At 58.7% G+C, this 21,333-nt stretch carries 18 protein-coding genes and 1 pseudogene; 11 read left to right on the forward strand and 8 right to left on the reverse strand.

Translation table 11 applies throughout. The annotated features are described in order from the left end of the window. Positions 1-10 precede the first annotated feature (10 nt). Positions 11-1,024: a LysR family transcriptional regulator gene (locus L0U80_RS15960; RefSeq protein WP_233866458.1), complete on the forward strand. Its 1,014-nt coding sequence runs from the start codon at positions 11-13 to the stop codon at positions 1,022-1,024. A 91-nt stretch (positions 1,025-1,115) separates the two neighbouring features. On the opposite strand, the gene L0U80_RS15965 is transcribed toward L0U80_RS15960, so the two are convergent. The 3 genes from L0U80_RS15965 to gltS all read right to left on the reverse strand — a co-directional run bounded on the left by L0U80_RS15965 (position 1,116) and on the right by gltS (position 4,168). Continuing rightward, positions 1,116-2,093, reverse strand: a complete 978-nt coding sequence (locus tag L0U80_RS15965; protein WP_233866474.1) for a 2-dehydropantoate 2-reductase — start codon at positions 2,091-2,093, stop codon at positions 1,116-1,118. 178 nt (positions 2,094-2,271) lie between these two features. Continuing rightward, complete coding sequence (locus L0U80_RS15970) at positions 2,272-2,892, reverse strand: LysE family translocator (RefSeq protein WP_233866477.1); 621 nt, start codon at positions 2,890-2,892, stop codon at positions 2,272-2,274. 73 nt (positions 2,893-2,965) lie between these two features. Continuing rightward, positions 2,966-4,168 carry a sodium/glutamate symporter gene (gene gltS, locus L0U80_RS15975; RefSeq protein ID WP_233866480.1) on the reverse strand — a complete coding sequence of 401 codons (1,203 nt, stop codon included), beginning with the start codon at positions 4,166-4,168 and terminating at the stop codon, positions 2,966-2,968. 799 nt (positions 4,169-4,967) lie between these two features. Between gltS and L0U80_RS15980 the strand changes: the two genes are divergently transcribed. From L0U80_RS15980 to L0U80_RS16015, 9 genes and pseudogenes are all read left to right on the forward strand, one after another. Next, positions 4,968-7,649, forward strand: coding sequence for a type VI secretion system Vgr family protein (locus L0U80_RS15980; protein WP_233866490.1), 2,682 nt, complete (start codon positions 4,968-4,970; stop codon positions 7,647-7,649). Beyond that, positions 7,642-8,337, forward strand: a complete 696-nt coding sequence (locus L0U80_RS15985) for a hypothetical protein (RefSeq protein WP_233866494.1) — start codon at positions 7,642-7,644, stop codon at positions 8,335-8,337. Before L0U80_RS15980 ends, L0U80_RS15985 begins: the two co-directional genes overlap by 8 nt. A gap of 15 nt (positions 8,338-8,352) precedes the next feature. Then, positions 8,353-8,634, forward strand: coding sequence for a hypothetical protein (locus L0U80_RS15990; protein ID WP_233866497.1), 282 nt, complete (start codon positions 8,353-8,355; stop codon positions 8,632-8,634). A gap of 109 nt (positions 8,635-8,743) precedes the next feature. Further along, positions 8,744-8,875 (forward strand): PAAR domain-containing protein, encoded by a 132-nt coding sequence (locus tag L0U80_RS31525; protein WP_267954835.1) that lies wholly within the window; start codon positions 8,744-8,746, stop codon positions 8,873-8,875. A 50-nt stretch (positions 8,876-8,925) separates the two neighbouring features. Then, positions 8,926-9,543, forward strand: coding sequence for a hypothetical protein (locus L0U80_RS15995; RefSeq protein ID WP_233866500.1), 618 nt, complete (start codon positions 8,926-8,928; stop codon positions 9,541-9,543). A 107-nt stretch (positions 9,544-9,650) separates the two neighbouring features. Beyond that, positions 9,651-10,178: a hypothetical protein gene (locus tag L0U80_RS16000; protein WP_233866503.1), complete on the forward strand. Its 528-nt coding sequence runs from the start codon at positions 9,651-9,653 to the stop codon at positions 10,176-10,178. Between the two features lie 171 nt (positions 10,179-10,349). Next, positions 10,350-10,622: a PAAR domain-containing protein gene (locus L0U80_RS16005; RefSeq protein WP_233866506.1), complete on the forward strand. Its 273-nt coding sequence runs from the start codon at positions 10,350-10,352 to the stop codon at positions 10,620-10,622. A 17-nt stretch (positions 10,623-10,639) separates the two neighbouring features. Then, on the forward strand, positions 10,640-11,446 hold the full coding sequence (locus L0U80_RS16010) for a hypothetical protein (protein WP_233866508.1): 807 nt from the start codon (positions 10,640-10,642) through the stop codon (positions 11,444-11,446). Positions 11,447-11,638: 192 nt separating this feature from the next. Then, positions 11,639-12,145 (forward strand): annotated as a pseudogene (locus L0U80_RS16015) (SDR family oxidoreductase); the annotation flags it as partial. 579 nt (positions 12,146-12,724) lie between these two features. Here the strand turns inward: L0U80_RS16015 and L0U80_RS16020 are convergent. From L0U80_RS16020 to L0U80_RS16040, 5 genes are all read right to left on the reverse strand, one after another. Then, entirely contained in the window at positions 12,725-13,672 is a 948-nt protein-coding gene (locus L0U80_RS16020; protein ID WP_233866510.1) for a DUF3732 domain-containing protein, read from the reverse strand. A 69-nt stretch (positions 13,673-13,741) separates the two neighbouring features. Beyond that, positions 13,742-14,877, reverse strand: a protein-coding gene (locus L0U80_RS16025; protein WP_373322092.1) for an IS3 family transposase whose coding sequence is annotated in 2 segments (ribosomal slippage) — positions 13,742-14,622 and positions 14,622-14,877 — 1,137 coding nt in all. Because the reading frame shifts where the segments join, the coding sequence is not laid out codon by codon here. 85 nt (positions 14,878-14,962) lie between these two features. Continuing rightward, positions 14,963-16,039, reverse strand: a complete 1,077-nt coding sequence (locus L0U80_RS16030) for a hypothetical protein (RefSeq protein ID WP_233866512.1) — start codon at positions 16,037-16,039, stop codon at positions 14,963-14,965. After that, positions 16,036-16,518, reverse strand: coding sequence for a three component ABC system middle component (locus L0U80_RS16035; protein WP_233866514.1), 483 nt, complete (start codon positions 16,516-16,518; stop codon positions 16,036-16,038). Before L0U80_RS16035 ends, L0U80_RS16030 begins: the two co-directional genes overlap by 4 nt. After that, the gene (locus L0U80_RS16040; protein WP_233866517.1) at positions 16,515-17,849 is read right to left on the reverse strand and encodes an ABC-three component system protein; all 1,335 of its coding nucleotides are present in this window, start codon (positions 17,847-17,849) and stop codon (positions 16,515-16,517) included. The genes L0U80_RS16035 and L0U80_RS16040 overlap by 4 nt, the downstream gene beginning before the upstream one ends. 769 nt (positions 17,850-18,618) lie before the next feature. On the opposite strand from L0U80_RS16040, the gene L0U80_RS16045 reads away from it, so the two are divergent. After that, the gene (locus L0U80_RS16045; protein WP_233866527.1) at positions 18,619-21,333 is read left to right on the forward strand and encodes a type VI secretion system Vgr family protein; all 2,715 of its coding nucleotides are present in this window, start codon (positions 18,619-18,621) and stop codon (positions 21,331-21,333) included.

Here is a 21,333-nt window from a genome sequence, read left to right on the forward strand (position 1 = left end):
GAGGGCCGCGATGAACGTATCGCTTCAGCAGCTCAAGGTCTTCGTCGCGGTCGCGCGGTCGCGCAGCTTCACGCGCGCCGCGCAAGAATTCGGTCTCACGCAGTCGGCAGTCAGCCGCTGCGTGCGTGACCTCGAAGAGGTCATCGAACTGAAGTTGTTCGACCGCACCACGCGTCACGTCGAACTCACGCTCGCGGGCAGCGGCTTCGAGCGTCGCATCGGCCGCCTGCTCGACGAAATCGATATGGCGATCGCAGAGGGTCGCGAAGCGCATCAGTCGCATAGCGGCGTCGTGCTCGTGGCAAGCAATCCTGTGCTTTCCTCCACCTGGGTGCCCGCCGCCATGGCGCGTTGCGCCGCCGCCTTTCCCGCGCTCACGCTTCAGCTTCAGGATCTTCCGCAGACCGCGGTCGTGCGGGCCGTCGAGCAGGGGGAAGCGGACTTCGGCGTGATTGCCGAGACCGTGCCGTTTGCTAGCGGCAATCTCGACGTGCAGCCGCTCGCGGCAACGCCGCTGTGTGCCGTCATGCCGCCGTTCCATCCTCTCGCGCAGCGCGGCGCGCTCCAATGGGCCGATATCGCAGGCGAATCGCTTGTCACGCTCAATCGCGATGCCGGTTGCACGGGCGCCGTGACGCGTGCGCTGGCCGGACTGCGCGCACAAGCGAGGCCGTTGCAGGAGATCGCGCATGTGGCCGGCGTGGCGCGCATGGCGCAGCTCGGGCTCGGCGTTGGCGTACTGCCCGTGTGTCTCGACGGCGCGCAGGCGAGCGAGGCGGACGATGCCGCCTGCCATTGGCCTGTGCCTTCCGGATCACTCGTGGTGCGCGTGCTGCATCCGGTCGTCAATGTGACGACGATGCTCGTGCGCCGCCGCAATCGCTCGCTTAGGCCGTGTGCGCAGGTCGCGTGGTCGCAGTTCGTCGCGCAAGCAACGGGCGGCGGACAATCGCGTGTGCCGACGCGCGAGGCGTCGCGCGAATCGACGTCCGTTGAATCGTATGCATCGGTGGACGTGGGCTAGATTTTTCGACTTCGCTTCACACCAAAAAAAATGGACCACGTAGCGTGGTCCATTTTTATTTGCGCGGCCAGGAAATCCGGCCGCGCAGCGATTACGCTGCCAGCAGCGCCATGCGCTCGCGTTGCTTGACGAGGGCGAGCACGACGTCGATGGTCGGCGTGGGTTCGCCAACGAGGCGTCCCATTTCCTGCACCACCGTCAACAGCGGATCGATTTCCATCGGCCTGCCGTTTTCAAGGTCGACGAGCGTCGAGGTCTTGTGAGCACCGACCGCGCCCGCGCCGTTGATGCGCCGCTCCACGTCCACGCGGAAATGCACGCCGAACTGCTCGGCGATACCCTTCGCTTCGAGCATCATCGTGCGCGCAACGTCGCGCGTGGCCGGGTCGCCGGTGATGACATCGAGCGTGCCGTGCGTGAGCGCGCTGATCGGGTTGAAGCAGAGGTTGCCCCAGAGTTTCAGCCAGATTTCGTCGCGGATGTCTTCGCGGATCGGCGCATCGAAACCGGCGGCCTGCATGATTTCGTGCAGTTGCGTGATGCGCTGCGTGCGCTCGCCCGAAGGCTCGCCGATCGGAAACTTCTTGCCGTAGACATGGCGGATCACGCCGGGTGCTTCGATTTCGGCAGCCGGATAGAGCACACAGCCGATGGCGCGCTCGGGTCCGAGGCGGTTCCATTGCGAGCCGTCCGGATCGATGCTTTCGAGCCGCGTGCCCGCGAACTTGCCGCCGTGCTGATAGAAGTACCAGTAGGGGATGCCGTTCGTGCCTGTGACGATGGCTGTGTGCTTGCCGATGAGCGGCTGCATCGCGTCGATCACACCCGCCACCGAATGCGCCTTGAGCGTGATGATCACAACGTCCTGAACACCCAGCTCACGCGGATCGGACGAGCAGCGCACGTTGGCGACATATTCTTCGCCGTCCATCAAAAGACGTGCGCCGCGCTCGCGCATCGCGGCGAGATGCGGCCCGCGCGCGATGAAGCTCACATCGGCGCCCGCGCGTGCGAGTTGCACGCCCATCATGCCGCCTATCGCCCCTGCCCCAAAGATGCAGATTTTCATAACGAAACCCCAATGACGTTGAAAACCGCGTGTCCGTCGCCGCGCGAATCGCGCCGTAAAGCGCGCCGCTCGCTGTATCGACAGACGATGGGTCGAGCATAGGGGCATGCGTCGATTAACGACAGTTAAAGTTTCTCGGTAGAAGCATTAACAATAGTTTATGGAAGTCGCGCGACGTTCAGCTCCGCTTCACGAGCAGGAAACCCACGCCGATCACGCCGAGAAAGGCGCCGCAGCAGCGGTTGAACCAGCGGCGCACGGTGGCGCGCGTGAGCCATCGTCCGAGGTACATGCCCGCGAGCGAGTAGAGCGCGATGGCGATCCATTCGAGCACCAGAAAGCTCGCGCCGAGCACGGCGAACTGGGCGGTCATGGGTCGCGTCACATCGACGAATTGCGGCAGAAACGCCGTGAAAATCAGAATCGCTTTCGGATTTCCCGCAGCGACGAGACATTCACGCCGTGCGATGCGCGAGAGCGCGGCGTCGCCTTCGAACGTCATGCCGACCGGTGCTGCATCGCTGCGCCAGAGCTGGATCGCGAGCCAGACCAGGTACGCCGCGCCCGCAAGCTTGACGATGAAGAACACGGCCTCGGAGGCGCGCAGTACCACCGCGAGCCCCGTGGCCGCGAGCGCGATCATCGCGGCGAACGCAATGAGCCGTCCCGTGCCGCCCACGAATGCGCGCGTGAAGCCGTAACGTGCGGCTACGTTGATGGACAGCAGGTTGTTCGGCCCCGGCGCCATGTTGAGCGCGAAGCAGGCGGGAAGAAAAAAGAGCCAGGTGGTGAGGGACATGATGGATCTCTGCGCATATGGGGCGCGTCAGGCGGTCGATTTTATCCGAATATCGCGGTCCGTCCGGCGGCGCTCAATGGAATATCGGTAGCATGAGAAAAAGCTTGATGGCGATGGCGTTGGCGATATCGATGAAGAATGCTGCCACCAATGGCACGACCAGAAACGCGAGGTGCGAGTGCCCGAAGCGCGCGGTTATCGCCTGCATGTTCGCGATGGCCGTGGGTGTCGCGCCAAGACCGAAACCGACGTGGCCCGCCGTGAGCACGACCGCATCGTAGTCGCGGCCCATCACGCGGAACGTGATGAAAAGCGCGTAGAGCACCATGATGATTGTCTGCACGGCGAGGATCGAGAAGACCGGTAGCGCCAGATCGGCGAGATCCCAGAGGCGCAGCGACATGAGCGCCATCGCGAGAAAGAGTGCGAGGCTCACGTTGCCGATCAGCGCAACCGCTTGTTCGGCGACGGGGCGTCCGAGGAGGGCGAGCCCGTTGGTGAGCAACACCGCGACGAACAGCACGCAGACGAAGGTCGGCAACTCGTACACGGTGCCCGCAAGGAGATCCGCGATCTCGCTACCCGCAGCGAGGCTGATCACGATGAGCGTGAGCGTGTTGATGAACGCGCCCGGTGTGGTGGGTTTTTCCGCTTTCGGTTCTTCGAAGGCGTAGGCGTCAGGCGTGGCCTGGTCGTCGTCGCGTACCGGACCGTGGCCGATGCGCTTGAGCAGTCGCTGCGCGACCGGCCCGCCGAGGATCCCGCCCATCACGAGGCCGAACGTCGCGCATGCGATCGCAACCTCTGTCGCGGCCTCGAGGCCGTGATGCTCGGTGAAGATCGCGCCCCATGCCGCGCCCGTGCCGTGTCCGCCAGCGAGCGACACCGAACCGCCAAGCAGTCCGAAGAGCGGGTCGATGCCGAGCAGGAGTGCCATGCCAATGCCGACGACGTTCTGCAGCACAAGCAGCCCGACCACCACGATAAAAAAGCGTACGAGTATCGGGCCGCCCAACTTGAGGTTCGCCAGATTCGCGTTCAGGCCGATGGTGGCGAAAAAGGCGAGCATGAGCGGAGTCTGCAGGGCCACGTCGAAGCGAACGTCGACGTGAACGAGCGAATGCAGCCCGAAGGTGAGGAGCGCGGCAACGAGACCGCCCGCAACCGGCTCGGGAATGGTCCACCGGCGTAGTAGCGGCACGGCGGCGACGAGCAGTTCGCCGAATAGCAGCACGATCGATGCGGCAACCAGTGTTCCGTAGACGTCGAGGTGCATGTTGGGCCTCGCGGTGCCATGGACGGTAGGGGCGGGCGCCCCGCACGGGCGGCACCGTCGTCCACGGTACACGAGGGCGGCGCGTGTTGCGCCAGCGATGCGCGCTGTCGTCGATCGTGTTTCATGGACGACATCCGTTAACGCACTAGCGTCGCGCAGTTGCATGACCAGTCAGCGCCTGACGCCGGAGAATCGTCAGGCGTGAAAAATCCCGCTCCGCCATTAGCATCGAGCTGAAACTCGATGCCCATACTACTCTAATGCGCTTCCGTGCCGTTATGCACGCGCGCACGGCGTCACGCCCGAATTCGTCCTGATCCAGAGCGTGCGCGTTTTCATGGATACCTTTTCGCTTCGCCAGCAGCCCCCGTCGGATAACCGTCAGTAGCCAGTCAACGAATAAGCAACGAAAGGAGTCCCGGCATGACGCGCGCCTGGCTGATCGATCCGTTCACCTGATTAATCGCCACAGTCGCCAGATTTTGTCATTTGTCAGGGTTTGAGGTGTTTATGCGCACCACATGGTTTCTTTGACGTTTCCTGAAACTTCCTTGATTGCCGCATCGGCGAAACCCGTGAAACACTCACTAACTTGGTGTAGGTGTGTTTGGGGATTGCGCGGCAGGTACGACAGAATCCATCTTCAGGATTCCGATAGGCCGTATGCGACGGGAGTATTGTGCCACCGGAGTGACCTGCATCGGTGGGCCCGCGCTGGAATTCGCAACGCTGCGCACCGGTACGCGCAAGATCTTCTGAACGGTCCTTATCGCTTTTGTTTCCCTGCATGGAGTCTGCGATGTCGTGGTTCAAGCAGTCCCGCATTCTGGAGTTATCGGGCGCAGCGCTGCCCACCTGGCGCGAGATGCCGCTCTTTACGGTGTCGCGGCTCTCGGGCAAGGAAAAGCTCGGCCACCTGTACCACTACACGGTCGAGGTGGCGACCATCGAGGACATGATGTTCGGTGTGCGCGAGGCGCAGTCGCTGGTCGATGTCGACAAACTGGTTGGCAAGGAAGTGACCGTGAGCATCGCCATCGAGGGGCGTGGAGACGGTTTCATCGGTGCGGCCAATATCGGAGCGGACACGCGCACCATCACCGGCCTGATCGTCTCGGCGCGCTGTGTCGGGGCCGATGACCGGCGCGCGTTTTACCAGTTCCGTATACGCCCCTGGCTCTGGTTAGCGAGCCTGAAGATTGATTCACGCATCGACCAGGATAAAACGGTGATCCAGATCACCGATGCCATACTGGAAAAATACCCCTACCCGTATGAGAAGCGCCTGAACGGTCCAGGCTTCAGGCGCGGCTATCCGGCGCGCGATTATCAGCGTCAGGCATGGGAATCTGATTTCGCCTATTTGCGCAGGCTATGGCAGGAATGGGGCATTTCGTTCTTTTACGAGGACAGTACGCTGGTGCTGGTGGATTCGGTTGGTGGCTTCAGGAAGCATGGCCCGGCCTATGCCACGCTGCGCTATCTCGCGCCCGAGGGCCAGCGCATCGACGAGGAACACGTCTCGCAGTTCGAGATCGCCCGCACGCTCACGACTGGCAAGGTAAGCGTCACCGACTACGACTACACGCGCTCACGCGCGGATCTGGCCGCGAAAGACCAGGATTTCCAGAAGCGCGCATTCGACAACTATGAGGAATACGCGTGGGGCGACTACTCGCAGCCGCTCGCGGGGGCGATGGGTATCGAAGGTGAGCCCAACGATGCGTGGTTCGAAGGCGAGCATCTGGCGTGTGTGCGGCTCGAAGCGCACCGCGCGAAGAGCCTGCGCGGCAAGGGACGCGGCAACCTGCGCGGTCTCATGACCGGGCACATCTTCAGCCTTGAGGGCTACCCGCAGAAGCTGGGTAATGCCGGGTATCTGGTCGTCTCCACGCACATTGATATCCGCAACAACGACACCTCGACCCAGGCACCGGGAGCGGCGGCGCACTATAGCTGCGAGACGCGCTTTACGGTGCAGCCGGCCAACACCCCGTTCAGGACGCCGCAGAAAGCGAAAAAGCCTCGTCTGCACAGCGAGATCGCCGTCGTCACCGGCTACGACAACTCGCCAGTGTGGACAGATTCTTACGGCCGCGCACGCCTTCAATTCGTCTGGGACCGGCAGGGGCAGATGGACCAGAATTCGAGCTGCTGGATACGGGCGGTGTCGCCGTGGCAGGGCGAAAACTACGGCGCGATCTTCATTCCGAGGCCGGGACAGGAAGTGGTGGTGGGCTACTACCATGGGGACCCGGACAAGCCGTATATCGCGGGGCGGCACGTGAACCAGTTCAACGAGCCGCCATGGGTGCTGCCGCACAACGATGCGCTCTCGGGCTGGAGGAGCCAGTCGCTGGAGGGCCCGGGCTCGAACACGGTGGTCACCGACGACACGCCGGGCAAGCTGCAGGTGCAGGTGTCGAGCGACCAGGCGAACTCGCGGCTGGTGCTCGGCAGTAACACGCACATCGACGGTAACCAGGGACGCGCCCAGGCACGCGGTGAAGGCTTTGAGCTCGCAACAGAAGCGCATGGTGTCGCGCGTGCGAACAAGGGCCTGCTCATCACCACCGAGACTCGCGCGGGGGCCACCGCACCGATGAAGGACATGGGCGAGACGGTGCAGCGTCTCACGCAGGCACGCCAGCAGCATGAGGACCTGGGCGCGCTCGCACTGAAGCACCAGGCACAGACCACCGCCGCGGGCCAGCAGCCCGTGGCACAGACGGTCAAGACCCAGAACGACGCCATCAGGGGCGGTGCGGCCAGCACCGGCAACCCCTCGCCGGAAATGACGCGGCCCGATCTTGTGCTCGCAAGCGCCGCGGGCATTGCCACGACCGCCACTGACAGCACGCACCAGGCGAGTATCAACGACCACGCGGTAACCGCAGGCCGTGACTACAGCGGCTCGGCGGGGCGTCACTATCACCTCTCGGCGCGCGGTGCGGTGTCGCTGTTTGCTTACCAGGACGGCATGAGGTTCCATGCCGCGAAGGGCAAGGTCCAGATTCAGGCGCAGAGCGATGAGATGGCACTGGCGGCCCTGAAGGACCTCACCATCAGCAGCACGGACGGAAAAATCATTATCACCGCCGCGAAGGAAGTGTGGCTCGGCGCTGGCGGCTCGTTTATCCAGATCAACGCCAACGGCATCGTCAACGGCTCGCCGGGACCGATTCTGGAGCGGGGAGCGAAGTGGAGCAAATCTGAGCCGACAACGGGCAATTTACCCATGCCGGTATTTCCAATTGCTAATTTGTATGACCAGCAATTCAGGGCTTTAGATGAGTCTGCCAATCCGATTGCTGGTCTTGCGTACTACATTGAAACCGGAAAGGGTGACATCTACACGGGTATTACCGACGAAGAAGGGTTTTGCGACAGAATAATGACCAACTCCTCGGCAGATTCGCTGAAAGTTTGGTTTGGATCGGAAGCAATTCATAAGCAATACGGGGAAATACTAAATGGCTGAACTTGCACCACATGGAGTAGTCAATACAGACACCACGCCCGCATCGCACGCGCCAGTCACACTTCCCACGCCCAAATTTTGGCTCGACGGGCGTATAGCCGCAGGGTTCGTCGGAAATGTTGGTTATCTTTACGGTATTACAACTGATATCCAGCGCAGTGTCCGAGATACGGAGTGTCCGCTTTGTTCAATGATTGACCCGGATTATGAAAAGCGTTTAAATGATGAAATAAAGCGAAATGAGAAGCAGCGGCTGCCAGATTTGCATCTTACCTTAATCATTGAGGATGGGTTGGGATCAACGTGGGGGGTTGATGGTCAACCGGTAGTAGCGATGAGTAGATCTATTAAGACATTAAAGTCTAATTATTACATAAATAAAGAGCCGGGTGGTCTCGTGTTCAGAATTGAAATATTTCCACCTAAAAATATGAGTCCTCAGGTGTTCAGGCAAAAATTGATGGAAAACGCAAAGAATTTTCCAGAAGGCGTTTTCGATTATTCGGCGCCGGAAGGTATAACGGGATCAGTCATGAAGCCGGGGGAATACAATAGTAGCTCATACATGGCTGGATTGATTAATAGCGTGGCCGGCATGGATTATGTTAAATCCATTAAATTTCCGTCCGGCTACAAATCGCCTGGGTGGGAAAGCGTTATTCCGGAAAGTGCATTCGCGAAAAAATAGCGGAAATACTCATTGATGAAAAAATTCTTCTACTTGTCGCTAAAAATTTTAGCTTGGCTTGTGGCGTTGATTATATCGGTATTTCTTTTTCATTACGCTGGGAGTATGTCTGGAAAACAAACTCTCCTAATGATAATCGGATTATTTTTGTTTTACTTTTTTCTGGCTATATATATATATCGCGGAGTGGATGCGAGCGTTCTGTCTGGTGTGATATATTTTTCGGTGATGGCAGTTTTGTTTGCGTTTGGTTTGTTTGCCGGTGTGGTTGCCATTTTAGGTGTATTTGGGGAGTGAAATTGACTAGTCTTTATTGGTTCACTCACGCCAAATTTCGGCAAGGTTATCACCGCATCTGACCGCGCAACGGTGGTCGGAGCGAAAGAATTAGAAAGGAGAGGAAAATATGGGCAAGGCACTCGTATGTAACGGCGATGAAACGACGACGGGCGGACATGTGATCGCGAAGGCATCGACCATGTTCGACGGCGAGCGGCGCATTGCGTTAGACCTGGAAATGGCGACGTGCGGTATGTAAATGCAATAAATTTTGTCTTGAGAAAATATTTTCCCATCAACAAAATTAGGGTGAGCCACTTTTTGGGCCAAGTTGCCCATGAAACAGCAAGTCTTGATGGGCCGATGGTCGAGCGCGGGAATAATGCACTAAGCAGACGGTACGAAACTGCTACCAACTACTATACTGGGCCCGACACATATTCCTATTTCGTTATCGGTGAGGGTTATGAAAAATTGCATAATACGCTCGGAAATAAGTACAACTCTGGAGATGGAATTAAATTTCGCGGACGTGGTTCGCTCCAAATTACCGGCCGCGCGGCATATTCCGTTTATTGGCTTTACCGAGGTTGGATAGATGCAGGAGATTTCGATGCAAATTGGTGGAGTAAGTCAGGTTGGTGGTCTACTCCAGTCAATTCGTCAATTCGTCCGGCAATTATCGACTCGCCGCAATTAATTTCTGCCAGATCAAGCGGAAACGAATTCAATCCAATCGACGTTGGTGGCTGGTTTTGGGCGCTGCACAGTATCAACGCGATCTGTGACCCCGAAAATAACAGCGATTCCCAGGCGCCTCTATCCAACGGTGTCTCGGCTGTAATCAATAGATACGATACGCCAACCTTTCCAGGCAGGAAGGTCCACGTAGAATCCGCAAAGAAGATATTATGCGACGCAATTTAAGATTTCTTTGGATAATTTCATTTATTTTGTCATGCAAGCTCGCCCATGCAAATTGCATTGATGAGCAGTCGGTCGACGTTCAGCTTCCGCACCAAAGTGGTGGACACGTGCAAGTCCACACGTGCGGAAAGGATCAGGATCGTGGCATCGTCTACCTGAATATCGTCATCAACGGAGCGGCGGCAAAAACTGCAAATTTCGAATACGCCTCTCAAGCATATAGCTTATCGATTCAAACTGACATCTCATTTAACGGTAATCAAGGTATTGGTGTGTCGACGGGCGCCGGACGCAACGGAGACGGTATGCATTATTGGATGCTCACCAAGCCACAAGGCGACTTAATAGACTTGGGTGATGCGCCAGCTCTTCAACAAAGTCCATTTGCAGATAATAGCTATTCTGCATTGATGTCCAGCACTGATCCAAGATATCAGTCCATACGTTATTTTTATACGTTAAAAGATGAAAAAATTACCCCAACTACAGCAGTAGGATTCAATTCAGATGGGATAAACTATGTGGTAACAATAATGAGTGTCGACGCTGACGGACAATTCAAGGTGAAACATACCCGACATGTCTCTTCGAAAAACTACGTCTCCTGCCAGAATGGCAAGATCCTTTGCTGGTGAGAATCTGTTCAGGCCGAGATGACTCACTAACCAGAAAATTTTCATCATCAATGCGTCCTCCAGCCCAATCCTGGAGAAAACGCCCTGTGAAGCAAGAGCGCTGCCGATACGCAGCGCGTTCCCGTGCCGCAAGGAACAACCGAGAAATGAATTGGTAGAGGAACAAACGGAATGGGCAAGTCAGTAGTATGTGACGGCGACGAAACGACGATGGGCGGACACGTCATCGCGAAAGAGTCAACCATGTTCGACGGTGAACGACGCGTCGCCCTCGACCGGGAAATGGCGACGTGCGGCAACTGTCCCGGCGAGTATCCGATAGAGGGCAGCGGGACGAACGTGGGCGAGGGCGGCCGCGCTACTGTGCTCGACGGTGACCAGGTACTGTGCCCGTGTGGCAGGAATCACGTCAAGGCCCATCCCAATGCGGGCTGTGCGGCCTGATTTCATGGATTGCGTGAATGAGCGTCAAGGTTACCCTCGAGGACATACAGCGCGTTGCTTTCGCGCGAGGCGGCGTGTGCCTCGCGCAGGAGTATGTCCATGGCAGCGTTGCGGTCGAGTGGCAATGTGCTGAGCGCCATCGGTGGCACGCGACACCCAATGCCGTCAAAACGCGGACCTGGTGCCCGGTCTGCGCCCGGGCGAGAAAGCGCGATAACCTGGCAACCATGCAGCGGGTAGCCGCGGAGCGCGGCGGGCGATGTCTTTCCACTGTGTACGTCGACGGTGCTACGCCGTTGGAGTGGCAATGTGCCCGGGGCCACCGGTGGAAGGCGAAGGCGTGCCTGATCAAGCGCGGCGGATGGTGCCCGGAATGCGCGCGGCTCGCACGCCTCGGCCATACCATCTGGGAAATGCACGAGCTGGCCCGAACGCGGGGCGGACAGTGCCTGTCGGATACCTATGTGAATGGTCAGGCTGCGCTGCAATGGCGATGTGCAAACGGGCATGAATGGTCCGCTTCAGCCACACGCATCCTGAAGGGCAGTTGGTGCAGGCAGTGTTATTTCGACAGCATGCGCGACACCCTGGCCGACATGCAGGCGCTGGCGGCACCGCGTGGGGGGCGCTGCCTTTCCGCGCGCTATGTGAATGCGTGGACACATCTGCTCTGGCAGTGTTCGCGGGGCCATGAGTGGAAAGCCGTGCCGTACTCGATACGGGTAAGCTGGTGTCCGCAGTGTGCGATCCTGGACCGGATCAAGGCTTCGAACAGTTCGAAGCGAAAGCGGTATGAGACGACGGGCAAGCTGGTTGGTCTGTAAGGGGTGCCTTCAGGATTCGGGATTTATAGCCCGATAGCTGCAACGCACAATCGATGGAATCAAGTGCGTGGAGCCCTACAATGTCGCGAACCCCCAATGCGCCAGACGCAGGCGCAGGCCCCGAACCCGCGCTGAATGCGCGGCAAGCGCGCCTCGCCGCAGCCCTCGAAATCCGACACAGAGAGCCCAACCATGAACGAACCGCAGTCCGACGTGACTGGCAAGATCGCCCTCGTCACGGGCGCGGGTAGCGGCATTGGCCGCGCTTGCGCGCGCAAGCTGCTCGCAAACGGCTATACCGTCGTGCTGGCGGGCCGCCGTGCCGAACCGCTCGACACGCTCGCCGCCGAGGCAGCAGCGCTCGGCCAGCACGCGCTTGCCGTGCCGTGCGACGTGAGCGATGCGGCCGCCGTCGAAGCGCTCTTCGAAACGATCCGTACGCGCTATGGCCGCCTCGATCTGCTCTTCAACAACGCGGGCCGCAATGCTCCTGCCGTCGATATCGACGAACTCTCGGTGGACGACTGGCGCGGTGTCGTCGACACGAATCTCACGGGCGTGTTTCTCTGCACGCGCGCGGCATTCGCGCTGATGAAGCGGCAGACGCCGCGCGGCGGACGCATTATCAATAACGGTTCGATTTCGGCGCACGCGCCACGGCCGTTCAGCATTGCCTATACGGCGACCAAACACGCAGTTCCGCTAAGTATATCACAACCGAAAATCGCCCAAAGCCTTGCCCAGTAAGGTTTTGCGTCCGGTAAGGCAGCACCGTGCCTAAAGCGCAAAATCGTTTGTCGGCAGCTTGCTAGGCTGCCTAGTACGAAAAAAGACCGACCGTTCAGTTCGACTTTTCATGCAGTGTTCTCGCTTGTTGCCGACAGGTTCATGGACGAACATATGCTAAAGCACTAACCTCGCGCAGTTACATGACCAGCCAGCACCTGACGCCGGAGAAGCGTCGTGCGTAAAAAATGGTTCTTCGCAGATTTCCGGGGAAGGGCTCTGTTCGACCCGTTTCCCCCGTTTAGGCTCATCACTCCGTCCGGCCACTCTCGAATATGTAACAGCCATTCGTTCACGCGGGGTCAACCGCCGCGTACTGGCCAAAGTCGTCCAATACGGAGAGGCAGATATTTCGAGATATGAACCATCTAAAGCGTCCGACATCTTCTATGACCGAGATCAGCCATCCAACCATCAGTGCTTGCACGGTGGCCGTCAAATCTGTCGTCGTCACGACAACAAAATTAAGGGTGTTACTGTACGAGCCATAGGTCACTTGGCGTTCACTCGTCGCTTCCAGTCTTTCGGAATCAGCCCTTTCCCAGATGCCCGCGTCCATCGCTCCTTCGTCGCAGACACGTAGCGTGGATCTTGAGGGAAGTAGGCATGCTCGAGGAGTAGCACTTGCAAGCCGTCACGCGCCTCGACCTCATTGAACAGGAAGTCGATGTGCTGACGCATCGCCTCATAGTCTTCGTCGTCCGACTCAATCGAAACGACATCTTGACGCCCGTTTTCAGAGTCTTCGTCACGGTCTTCGTCGTCAAGGTCGCCGTCAGTGTCTTGCTCGCGGCCGCTATTGGGAAAATAGGGGCGACTGAGCTGGTCGAAAACGAGGACACCAGGAACGGGGCGACGCTCCTTTTCAAAGTGCCGCTGTAAACCAAATGCGAGCGCAACGTGCACCGCGAGCCAGTTCTGATCCGATCCGAGGTCAGCCATGGACAGAATAGCGCCGTCCGGACCCGGTTCAATCACGTTGGCTTGAGGCACCCGAGCCGAAAAAATTAGTTCCGCTTCGACGCAGGGTTCTACCTTCGGTAGCTGGGAGAATGCTTCTGACGCGAACTGGGATACAGCCGCTTCAGCTCGTTGCATGCGCACCCGCCTGTTGTCGCTATCAACCAGAGCTTCCAGTTCCGCAATCTCGGCTTGTTGTGCGTGCAGGTCCTTCGCTGGCAAAAGGAGTTGGTCGTCTAACGTCTCAAGAAAATAACTCGCTTTCCCACGAAAATAGGCCCGAATCTGAGAGAGATCGGCGAATCGCTTGCCTTCCGCCATCTGGCTGAGTGTTGAAGCGATACTCGCATCGAGCTCACGGAGCAATCCACTCAAATCGTCCGCACGCTTGCTAAGTACGCCTGCCGCCGAGTCAAGCTGAGGGCGGAGGCGACCCACTGCGCTCGCCTCGGCACGAATGGTTTCGAGTGAGCGCTTCATCCCCAATGAGAGGTGGCCTCACTCGTTCGGACAGTCATCTGAGATTTTTAAGTGGAACGTCCGAGGCAATCATGCTGCCGATTTGATCGCAGGCAGCGTCGCGAAGTATGCCTCATCCGGGGTCTGATCCGCCAGGCTCGAATGGGGCCGTTTCCGGTTGTACAGCTCGACGTATTCGCCGATGGAGCGCCGGGCATGGCTGACCGACTCGTACGCTTTCAGGTAGACCTCTTCGTACTTGATGCTGCGCCACACCCGTTCGACGAACACGTTGTCGCGCCAGGCCCCTTTGCCGTCCATCGACAGCCGCACGCCCCGGCTCAGCACCGCCTCGGTGAACGCGCCCGCCGTGAACTGGCTACCCTGATCGGTGTTCACGATGTCGGGCAGTCCGTAGCGGGCGAACGCCTCTTCCAGCGCCTCGACGGCGTGCGTGGCTTCCAGCGTGATGGCGACCCGGTACGCGAGAATCTTGCGGCTCGCCCAGTCCACCACTGCCGTCAGGTACACGAAGCCGCGCGCCATCGGAATGTACGTCGTGTCGAGGGCGAACACCTGATTGGCACGCTCGATCTTCATGCCGCGCAGCAGGTACGGCCAGATCTTGTGCTGCGCGTTGCGGCGGCTCGTGTTCGGCTTGCAGTACAGCGCCTCGACGCCCATGCGCTTCATCAGCGTGCGTACGCGACGGCGACCCACCTCATGGCCTTCCCGGCGCAACAGGCGCGCCAGCATCCGCGCCCCTGCAAATGGGAACTCCATGTGCAGTTCGTCGATTCGCCGCATCAGCAACTGATCGACCTCGCTGACCGGCTGCGCCCGGTAATATGCGCTCGATCTCGCGATGCCAACCAGTCGCGTCTGTCGCGAAACCGGCAGCGCATGCGTACAGTCAATCATCGCTTTGCGCTCAGCAGTCCGGCTTTGCCGAGCGCTCCTGACAAAAAATCGTTCTCCAGCGTCAACTGCCCGATCTTCGCGTGCAGCGTTTTCACGTCCACCGGCGGATCGCTCGACGGTGCACCTGTCGCACCAAACACGTCTGCCGCACGCTCCTGCAACTGCCGCTTCCATTCCGTGATCTGGTTCGGATGTACATCAAACTGCTGTGCCAGTTCGGCCAGCGTGCGCTCACCTTTGACCGCTGCCAGTGCCACTTTCGCTTTGAACGCCGCTGAGTGCGTCCGTCGGGTTCTCTTCGTCATTTCCTCGGTTCCTTTGCCAGCATTATCGCTGGCTCAGGCCCCGGCCAAACCACTTATCCGACTGTCCGAATTTGCGCGGCCACCTCTATGCAACCATTGCACCCGCCTCGGTTCGGGATTCACACACTGGACACGTGGTCGGGACGTCAAGCAGGTGAAGGTGCTCGGCAATGCGCAACTTCTCGCGCTGGCTGCTGACCGCGGAGTCGTAGTCCGCCGATTCCTGAACAGCCGCCGTCATCGCCCGGAGTTTACGTTTAGTCTGATCCAGTTCTCTAAGCGTGGCGCGTCGGCGTTCATGGAGCGAGTCGAGCTGTCCTTCACTTGGATACTGGAACGCGGCGACGTCTTGCGACATGGCCTCTTGCAGTAGCGAAAGCAACTCAAGTTCATCCGCGGATTCGGTGGGCGCCCTCGTAAGGCCTAGCTGCTGCGCCTCGCCCAGCAGCACACGTGTACGTTGCTTCAGCAAACTATCTTTCGACCGACGAGCCTCCTCGCGAGCCAAATCGATTTCAAGGGCCCTGCGCGCTTGTCGCAGACGTCTCTCGGCGGCGACCGTTGATTCTGTCGCAACGCCCAAGAAGTACGGCATGGTCGAAAGGATATGCCCAGCCTTGCGGTTGTCGTCAAGGCCATGCAAAAGAACAGTCTCGCTGTCAATAACCTCCTTGGTAACAAAAATATACGGAGTGAACTGGCGTACGGATGGGCGGTCACGAGAGTCACGATCGTGCGGTAATGTCTCAGCCTTCGCTGCGTCTCCGATCCCGAAGGCCTGTCCTAAACTGACCTTGCTGACCTCAACTGTCGCTCGGCCCTCGAACTCTTCGATAGATCGAGGAATGTTCAAATTTCGTCCCGTGGTGACATACATGTGAGCACTAGGCGCCTTGCCGACAGGAGGTACCTGGCGACAGGAGATCAGCTCGTCTTGCCCCCGTATCCACTTAACGCCGACTGCCACGCAACGACGGCGCACATACACCGGCAACTGGCACTCAGAAGAGCCGAGACAGTAGTCCAAGGCCTTGATCACCGCAGACTTGCCGGTTCCTGAGGCACCCGTAATGACGTTCACGCGTCCCACGTCTAGCTTAATCATGCGGAACTTACTTTCTTCACCGAAAAAAAAGATGCTCTCGATGTTCCACCTTTTCATACCGAAACTCCTAATGCTTCAAGCACCGCTCTCGGAGACCCCATGGTGGCGAACCATGCTCCGAGCAGCTTGGCTCGTTTGAGAGAGGCCCTGGCGACACCGCCCGAGACTGACGCGGGAAGCTTCTCTAATGAAGAGACCAGTTCACCTTCATGCGTCAGGCGGAGCATGCCTGTGAGGCATCCGAAGCGGATTGCCGCCGTAGTCATGTCCAGCGTCGCATTGGTCCTCTTAGCGAGATCTTCCAACACGCTAGGGCTACGATTCAGCCAAGCCAGCAGACCCGTGCTCTTGTTGCAGCCATCAAAAGTGGGCGCTAGGTCTTCAGAAAGGGCGATCGGCAACGCCAAGTAAACAATTGCGACGGTCGGAGCACGCCCCACAGCTCGGCCCTGAGCATAGGCCTTGCAGAATTGAGTGAGGATAGAGACACAATAGGCCGGATTCGTCTCGGCAAAAACGTCGCGCGCAGCAGTCATACCTTTTTCTCAGCGAGCAATTTCTCAAAGTCGGGATGCCAGCCAACTGTCAGTTGAACTGCCATGACTTGGTAACTTCCTCGGACGTAATATGACGCGCTCCAGTTTTGAGCGAAGGGCCGAACTTGTGCGTGAGCTTGGTTAAACGACCACCTGAACAACTCCAGACCGGAGGCTTGCTTCGTTTCATCGTCGGCCAACTCACAGGTTTCCGACATGACGCCGTGTTTGTCCTCCCAAGCCTCTCGAAGGAGCGCGTCGTACAGGTCTATGCGGACGGCCATATCAACGCGATTGGTCATCCATTTGTGTCGCTGGGATCGGGCTCGCCACTCTTCTCTCTCGGCAGACTGAATCTCGCGCTTTGTACCGCCAACGAGATCGATCTGGCGAGCGATCATCGAGTCTGGAATGTAGTCCCCGGGAGGCAGGGAAAGCTCGAAATCAGCGATTAATTCATCGCGCTCAATCTCGCCAGATAGCTCCGACACCTTTTGCTGAACTTCAAGCTTTGAGATGACTCTTTCCCGCTTGTCACACAGCGAGTAGACGACCTGAAGGTCCCACCATTCAATAAGCCTTGTGCCAATGGATTCGCGACGTCCCGGGGGGAAGTTGGTAAGCGTGTTCGAGATTTCGTTCGATATTCCGGTGATGTCGCTGACCCCCGGAACTACCGTGATACGCGAGATGAGCCGGCTGCGAATTGGTTCGCCGAGTTTCAGGAATGCAGCACAGCTACTTTGACGGTCTGCGTGAGGCGTAGGGCTTACGCCGCTCAACTTCCCTTGTTGATGTTCGTCCACTACGCGTTGAGCTTCCTCAACAAGCGAAACGATCAACGAAGTTCGGTCTGCCGACTCATTCAAAAACGCGCCGAGTGAATGCTCTATGCTGAGTGGTGCCACGGTAACGAGTTGGAAGCGGGTGTCCTTCAGTTCTACCTTCGGCAACACATCTATCCACGCCTTCAGCGTTTTCCAAAGCGCACGTGAACTTATGCTCACCGAGGTCGGCTTCTCACTCAAGGAGTGCTTGAGCTGCGTCAAAAGCGGTTGCCCGTTTGAAATCACCTCTACGTCATCCAGCCGTTCTAGGCAGACTGCCGCATCGTCGTGGGGAGCCTTAAGTACGGAGAGTAGCGCGTACAACGATTGAAAGTAGAAGCCCAAGGCCGCACTCGCGGCGGAGTGCGCTCCATCTTCGATATGTCCCGTCGAAGTCAAATCGATTCCCCCCTGATGCCGTTTGAAGCAATAGCGGTTGCGTGTTCTGATATCGGTTCGTGTCTTTTCGACACAGAATGTACCAGAGACGTCTCCGCAGGACATGTCAGTGCCAATCCTGCTTAACGGCAGTCAGACCTTCAACTTGAGATAGGTGGGATGGCCGTTTTCGGATAGGCCATCGACATTCGAATGTCCGAGTCGGCGTTCCTGTAGACGACTCATCATGGCCGACTAAAGCCTGTCCGCAAACGGTCTCCCCGGAAATCCGCGAAGAACCAGAAAAATCCCGCTCCGCCATTAGCATCGATCTGAAACTCGATGCCCATACCACCGACCTTCTGCGCCGCCATGCACGCACGGCGTCACGTCCGCATCCGTCCTGATCCAGAGCGTACGCGTTTTCATGGATACCTTTTCGCTTCGCGAGCAGTCATCCCCGCGCATAACCGTCAGGAGCTGGCCGACGAATAAGCAACGAAAGGAGTTCCGGCATGAGGCGGGCCTGGCTGATCGATCCGCTTACCTGATTAATCGCCATAACAGCTGGATCTTGTTGTTTGTCGAATCTTGAAGCGTTTATGCGCTTTGCGTTTGTTTCTAACTTTTCTTTAAACCTTGTCTGATTGTCGTGTCGGTGCAGTCCGTGAAACACTGAACAGTTAATAGGTGCGGATGCGTTCCAGCACTGCGCAACAGGTCAGGCGGAGCCCTCCTTGCAGGACTCCGACGGCTCCGACATGACTGGACCATCGCAGCGCCGGATTGGCCGGTATCGGTGAACCTGCGCTGGAATTCGCGGCGCTGCGCACCGGTACGCACAAGATCTTCTGAACGGTCCTTATTGTTTTCATTTCCCTGCATGGAGTCTGCGATGTCGTGGTTCAAGCAGTTCCGCATTCTGGAGTTATCGGGCGCAGCGCTGCCCACCTGGCGCGACATGCCGCTCTTTACGGTGTCGCGCCTCTCAGGCAAGGAAAAGCTTGGGCACCTCTACGACTACACGGTCGAGGTGGCGACGATCGAGGACATGATGCTCGGCGTGCGCGAAGCGCAGTCGCTGGTCGACGTCGACCAGCTCGTTGGCAAGGAAGTCACCGTGAGCATCGCCATTGAGGGGCGTGGTGACGGTTTCATCGGTGCGGCCAATATCGGCGCGGACACGCGTACCATCACGGGTCTGATTGTCTCGGCGCGATGCGTCGGGGCCGATGACCGGCGCGCATTTTACCAGTTCCGCATCCGTCCATGGCTCTGGCTAGCGGGTCTCAAGATCGATTCGCGTATTTTTCAGGATAAAACAGTCATCGGGATCACCGATGCGATACTGGAAAAATATCCCTATCCGTACGAGAAACGCCTGAACGGTCCAGGCTTCCGGCGCGGCTATCCACGGCGCGACTACCAGCGTCAGGCATGGGAATCCGATTTGGCCTATCTGCGCAGGCAATGGCAGGAATGGGGCATCTCGTTTTTCTACGAGGACAGCACGCTGGTGCTGGTGGATTCTATCGGTGGCTACAAAAGGCATGGTCCCGCTTATGCGACGCTGCGCTATCTCGCCCCCGAGGGCCAGCGCATCGATGAGGAACACATCTCGCAGTTCGGGATCGCGCGCACGCTCACCACCGGCAAGGTCAGTGTCACCGACTACGACTATACGCAATCACGCGCGGATCTCGCTGCCAAGGATCAGGACTACCAGAAGCGGGCGTACGACAACTACGAAGAGTACGCGTGGGGCGACTACTCGCAACCGCTGGCTGGCATGATGGGCATCGAGGGCGAGCACAACGACGCGTGGTTTGAAGGCGAACACCTCGCGTGCGTGCGGCTCGAAGCGCACCGCGCAAAGAGCTTGCGCGGCAAGGGCAAAGGCAATCTGCGTGGTCTCATGGCCGGGCATATCTTCAAGCTCGAGGGTTATCCGCAAAAGCTCGGTAATGCCGAGTATCTGGTGGTTGCCACGCATCTGGATATCCGCAACAACGACACCTCGACCCAGGCACCGGGGACGAACTCACTCTACAGCTGCGAGACGCGCTTCACCGTCCAGCCCGCCAACACCCCGTTCAGGACCCCGCAGAAGGCGAAGAAGCCGCGCCTGCATAGTGAAATCGCCGTCGTCACAGGCTACGACAACTCGCCCGTCTGGACAGATTCGTACGGCAGGGCGCGCCTCCAGTTCGTCTGGGACCGGCAGGGGCAGATGGACCAGAATTCGAGCTGCTGGATACGGGCCGTGTCGCCGTGGCAGGGGGAGAACTACGGCGCGATCTTCATTCCGAGGCCAGGCCAGGAGGTTGTGGTCGGTTACTACCATGGGGACCCGGACAAGCCGTATATCGCGGGGCGGCACGTGAACCAGTTCAACGCGCCGCCGTGGGTGCTGCCGCACAACGATGCGCTCTCGGGGTGGAGGAGCCAGTCGCTGGAGGGCCCGGGGTCGAACACGGTAGTCACCGACGACACGCCAGGTAAGTTGCAGGTTCAGGTGTCGAGCGATCAGGCCAACTCGCGGCTCGTACTCGGCAGTAACACCCACATAGATGGCAACCAGGGACGAGCGCAGGCGCGCGGTGAAGGCTTTGAACTCGCAACAGAAGCGCATGGTGTGGCACGCGCGAACTGGGGCATGCTGATCACGACCGAGACACGCGCGGGGGCGAGCGCACCGGTGAAGGACATGGGCGAGACGGTGCAGCGCCTGACGCAGGCGCGCGAACTGCATGAGGACCTGTCGCAACTGGCCGTCAGGCACAACGCCCAGACAACTGCTGCGAGCCAGCAGGACGCCATGCAGACGATCAAGGCGCAGAACACGGCCATCAAGGGTGGCGTGGTCTCATCCAGTAACCCGTCGCCCGAAATGACGCGGCCCGATCTCGTGCTGGCGAGCGCGGCGGGCGTCGCAACGACGGCCACCGACAGCACACACCAGGCCAGTATCAACGATCACGCGGTGACGGCGGGACGCGACTACAGCGTATCGGCGGGGCGTCACTATCTGATGTCGGTACGTGGCGCGATCTCGCTGTTTGCCTACCAGTTGGGGATCAGGTTTTTCGCGGCAAAAGGCAGGGTAGAGATTCAGGCGCAGAGCGACGAAATGGCACTCGCCGCACTGAAGGACATCACGATCAGCAGCACGGATGGCCGGATCGTCATCAATGCGGAGAAGGAAGTCTGGATCGGCGCGGGAGGCTCCTACATCCAGATCAACGGCAGCGGGATCATCAACGGCACACCGGGAGCAATCCTGGAAAAGTGCGCGACGTGGAGCAAGCAAGGCGCGGTGTCAGAGGCGATTCCGTTTGATGCGGTCAAGCCGGATTTTCAGGCCCAATACGTTCTGGTCAACGAAAAAAGCGGCCTTCCGCTGCCCCGGCGTCCGTACCAGCTCAAACTGCCGGACGGGCGCACTCTGAACGGTATCACGACGGACCAGGGTGAAACGATGCCGGTATTTACGGCGGCCTCGCAGCCAGTCCAGTTGCAGGTCGCCGGTATTGGCAAGACGCCGCCACCCGAGACGTGGCATCTGGTTGGCGGGGGCGACAGCATCTTTGCTGATCATAAAGATAGCTAA

The sequence above is a fragment of the Paraburkholderia adhaesiva genome (assembly GCF_021390575.1).
In the GTDB taxonomy this organism is placed as follows: Bacteria; Pseudomonadota; Gammaproteobacteria; order Burkholderiales; family Burkholderiaceae; genus Paraburkholderia; species Paraburkholderia adhaesiva.